At 55.1% G+C, this 3,833-nt stretch carries 4 protein-coding genes and 1 tRNA gene; 2 read left to right on the forward strand and 3 right to left on the reverse strand.

Annotated features, from left to right (window positions below):
* A partial coding sequence (locus AC2VLY_RS01720; RefSeq protein ID WP_486921678.1) for a DEAD/DEAH box helicase occupies positions 1–1,544 on the reverse strand: 1,544 nt, incomplete at its 3' end.
* 93 nt (positions 1,545–1,637) lie between these two features.
* Positions 1,638–2,261, reverse strand: coding sequence for an MBL fold metallo-hydrolase (locus tag AC2VLY_RS01725; RefSeq protein WP_193650943.1), 624 nt, complete (start codon positions 2,259–2,261; stop codon positions 1,638–1,640).
* A gap of 122 nt (positions 2,262–2,383) precedes the next feature.
* Between AC2VLY_RS01725 and AC2VLY_RS01730 the strand changes: the two genes are divergently transcribed.
* Both AC2VLY_RS01730 and AC2VLY_RS01735 read left to right on the forward strand, forming a co-directional pair.
* Complete coding sequence (locus tag AC2VLY_RS01730) at positions 2,384–3,391, forward strand: sodium:calcium antiporter (protein WP_486921679.1); 1,008 nt, start codon at positions 2,384–2,386, stop codon at positions 3,389–3,391.
* Positions 3,392–3,465: 74 nt separating this feature from the next.
* Positions 3,466–3,541 (forward strand) — tRNA-Arg (locus tag AC2VLY_RS01735).
* Between the two features lie 25 nt (positions 3,542–3,566).
* Here AC2VLY_RS01735 and AC2VLY_RS01740 read toward each other — a convergent pair.
* Positions 3,567–3,833 (reverse strand): DUF1275 family protein (locus AC2VLY_RS01740; RefSeq protein ID WP_486921680.1); only part of this gene is annotated, 267 nt, incomplete at its 5' end.

Here is a 3,833-nt window from a genome sequence, read left to right on the forward strand (position 1 = left end):
GCCTCATTGGCAATAGCGCCGACAATATTCTTGATCTGGGCGCCGTGATCTTCGCCGACATCCAGACGGAAGCGCCGCATCGGCTGGTCATCAGCAAGGGGTTTACGGGGTATGCGGTTGGCACCGCGATCACTGCGCACCGGCCTTTCGTCATCGCCGCGCCGCCGTGAAGAGCTTGGCCGCCCCGATCCTGAGGACTCAGTACGCATGGGCCGGGTGGGTTCTTCAACAGGCACCAGTGGCCGTTCTTTTTGCACCATGTAGGCCAGGGCTGCCGCAATTTCACTGAGGCCTACGTCATGCTCCTGCTGATAATCGGCAATGAGCGATTCAAAAACCGACAAATCCTGAGCGTTGATGACTTCCGACAATTGGTCCTTGAACTGGGTCATGCGGCGGTCGGCCACATCTTCGATGCTCGGCAGATGCATAGCCGTAATCGTCTGGCCGGTGGCCTTTTCAATGGCACGCAACAAATGCCGCTCGCGCGGAGCCACAAAGAGGATGGCATCACCGGCTCGGCCCGCCCGTCCGGTACGCCCAATCCGATGCACATAAGCCTCTGTATCATTGGGAATATCGTAATTAATGACGTGGGTGATGCGTTCCACATCCAGGCCCCGCGCCGCGACATCCGTAGCAATCACAATATCCAGAGCACCGGATTTCAAGCGTTCGATGGTTTGTTCACGCAGGGCCTGACTCAGATCACCATTCAGGGCACCGCAGGCATAACCGCGTGCTTCCAGACGCTCGGCGAGTTCTACAGTCGCCGTTTTTGTGCGCACAAATACAATCCAGGCATTGCTGTCTTCGACTTCCAGAATCCGGGTCAGCGCATCCAGCTTGTGGGTACCGCTCACTTGCCAGTAACGCTGGCGAATAGTGGCCACGGTGGTCGTCGCCGACTTGATCTTGATTTCAAGAGGGTCCTTGAGATAGGTTTTTGCAATCCGGCGAATGGCATCGGGCATGGTCGCCGAGAACAGGGCCACCTGCCGACCATCGGGCGTGTGCTGCAGGATGTCTTCCACTGCATCAATAAAGCCCATGCGCAGCATTTCGTCGGCCTCATCCAGAACTACCGCCTGCAATTGGTCAAGGCGCAGGGTTTTGCGGCGCAGATGATCCTGAATGCGCCCCGGAGTCCCTACTATCACATGCACACCCCGCTGCAGCTGCTTCAGTTGCAAGCCCATGGATTGTCCGCCGTAAATAGGCAACACATGAAAACCCGGCAGAAATTTGGCGTAGCTTTGCATGGCCTCGGCAACCTGAATGGCCAGTTCACGCGTAGGCGCCAGAACGAGTAATTGCGGAATACGCAGGCCAACATCCACGCGGCTGAGCAGTGGCAAGGCAAAAGCCGCTGTCTTACCCGTACCCGTCTGGGCGAGGCCAATGACATCACGGCCTTCCAGCAGCGGCGGAATACTTTGCTCCTGAATCGGGGAAGGCTGTTCATAGCCGATCTCCGCCACCGCCTTCTGCAAAGGTTCGGCAAGAGCAAAATCACTAAAACGGAGATCAGATTGTTGAGACATGGACACACCCGGAAGAGAATTCAGGGTCCGAACTATACGCCAATTATCGCGAACTTGCAGTGTTTTCTTGTCGATAAATGCGGTTCGGCAAAATCAGTCGGCGTCGAGTACCGCCTGCAGTTCTGTTTGAATCGCCAGATCTGCCCCGGGACCAACGGGCGTCCTGTCTGCTACAAAGGTATCTGTGAAGGCATATTCAAAATGCACATCCTGGAGGCCGAGGCTGCCGAAAATGCGGGTTTCCCAGGAATGATCATCGGCATGGGCCATCAGGGTAGGCCATTGGTCCGGACTGGCACATTCGAGGATAGGACCAAAAAAGATAGCGCCTGGCTTGTTTTTCAGGCGTAAAGCACAACTGCCGGGGGTGCGGCCAGACATTGGCAGAAAATCAATGGTGCGCGTCAGGCGCAACTTGCTATCCAGGGCAATATCAATGGGCGTGTTCAAAAATTGGGCCTCGGCGGGCTGCGCCACCAGCTTGCAACCGGCCTGCTTCCAAAGCAACACATCCTGCGCCCCAAAATGGCTGGGCAAAAACAATATCTGCAGCGGAGCCAACGCTTCCAGTTCAGCCTTCAATGCCTCGGTATATACCGGCGCGTTGACGAGAATGCCCCCGGCATCTTTATCTGCAATAAAATATACTGCTGGCTGTGCGCCCCCACCTTCTACGTGGTAAATATCCCGGTCGAAGAAACTGCACAACTTTTGCATACTCTGCTCCTGCCTCGGTCATTCCAGATGATGCTTGCAGTATAAACATAATCTTCGCTGAAACTCATCTTGCGACTGTTTTTGGTCGTTGTGGATACAGACCACTGTGGCATAATCCATCCATGAATATACTCCTGCTGGTTGCTGCCCTGATCATCATTCTCGCCGGGGCCGAGGCGTTTACCAATGCCCTGGAACATCTGGGTGACCGCCTCGGCATATCCGAAGGGGTCACCGGTTCGATATTTGCCGCTGTAGGCACGGCACTGCCGGAGGCTATGGTCCCCATCGTCGCGGTATTTGCTGCCGCATCGGGAAAACCCGCCCATCTTGGTGAAGAAGTCGGTGTCGGTGCCATTCTGGGTGCGCCCATGATGTTATCCACCCTGACCTTGTTCCTGATGGCCGTTTTTGTGTCTCCGCAACGGGGCTGGCAGGGTGCCCTGCAGCCAGAACCCAGCGGATTACGCCGTGATCTGGGATGGTTTCTGGCCGCTTTTGGTCTCTCCTGCGTCGCCTTGTTTGTCCCTCATCATATTACCCTGGTACGGGTAGGCATCGCCCTGATTCTGATCACCCTGTATTTTTTGTATGTGCTGGTCACCCTACGCGCTTCGGCAGCCCTGGTTGCCGAGGGTCATGGCACAGAAGCTGGTCATGCCTTATACCTCAGCAAAACAGGTTTACCCGTGCAAATGCCGGTGATTCTGCTGCAACTGGCGATTGGCTTGGGCATGATCGTGTTTGGTGCCAGTTTATTTGTGGATGGTATTGAAGGGTTATCCCACTGGCTCGGCATCTCGGCGCTGATCCTGTCGCTGCTGGTGGTTCCCATTGCCACTGAGCTTCCGGAAAAAATCAACAGCATCCTATGGATTCGGCGCGGCAAAGATACCCTCGCCTTTGGCAACATCACCGGCGCGCTGGTTTTTCAGGGCAGCCTCCTGCCCGCCATTGGCGTATTACTCACCCCCTGGTCGCCCTCCTTCCCCGTACTGCTGGGGGCGGGACTCACTTTGTTGGCCGGCACTTATACCTATTTGCTGGTCATTCGTGGGGTCGTCCTGCGTCCATACCACTTTGTGGTAAATGGTTTGTGCTATGCCACCTACTTTTTTGCCTTAACCTGAAGGTATCTGCTTGGCTGCTGCGAACAAACAAGGGACTCGCCGCTGGTGTCCTGCTTTTGCTAGACTAGACTCATGCCCCGGTAGCTCAGTGGATAGAGCAACCGCCTCCTAAGCGGTAGGTCGCGCGTTCGATTCGCGCTCGGGGCACCATTCCGACGCAATTTCTAAGCAATCTCTAATCAGAGCTGACCCTCGTACTCTTCCAGTGGCTTAGCAACGCAATACCAACTAGAAATACCGGCAAAACCATTGCGAGAACAGGAACCCGGAAAAGAAAAAAAGCAAACAAAATCGCGCCAACCAGATATGCAAATAGCGCAGCTAGCTGTTGACGCCAGGCAAAGGGAAGCGGGCGTTTCTTGCGAAGATTTTCGACAAAAGTAATGACAATGCTGGTCAAGGTATTCGTGAACACGACAGAAGGAACGCCTGCGACATTAAT

This window comes from Acidithiobacillus sp. TH-A36 (genome assembly GCF_057473445.1).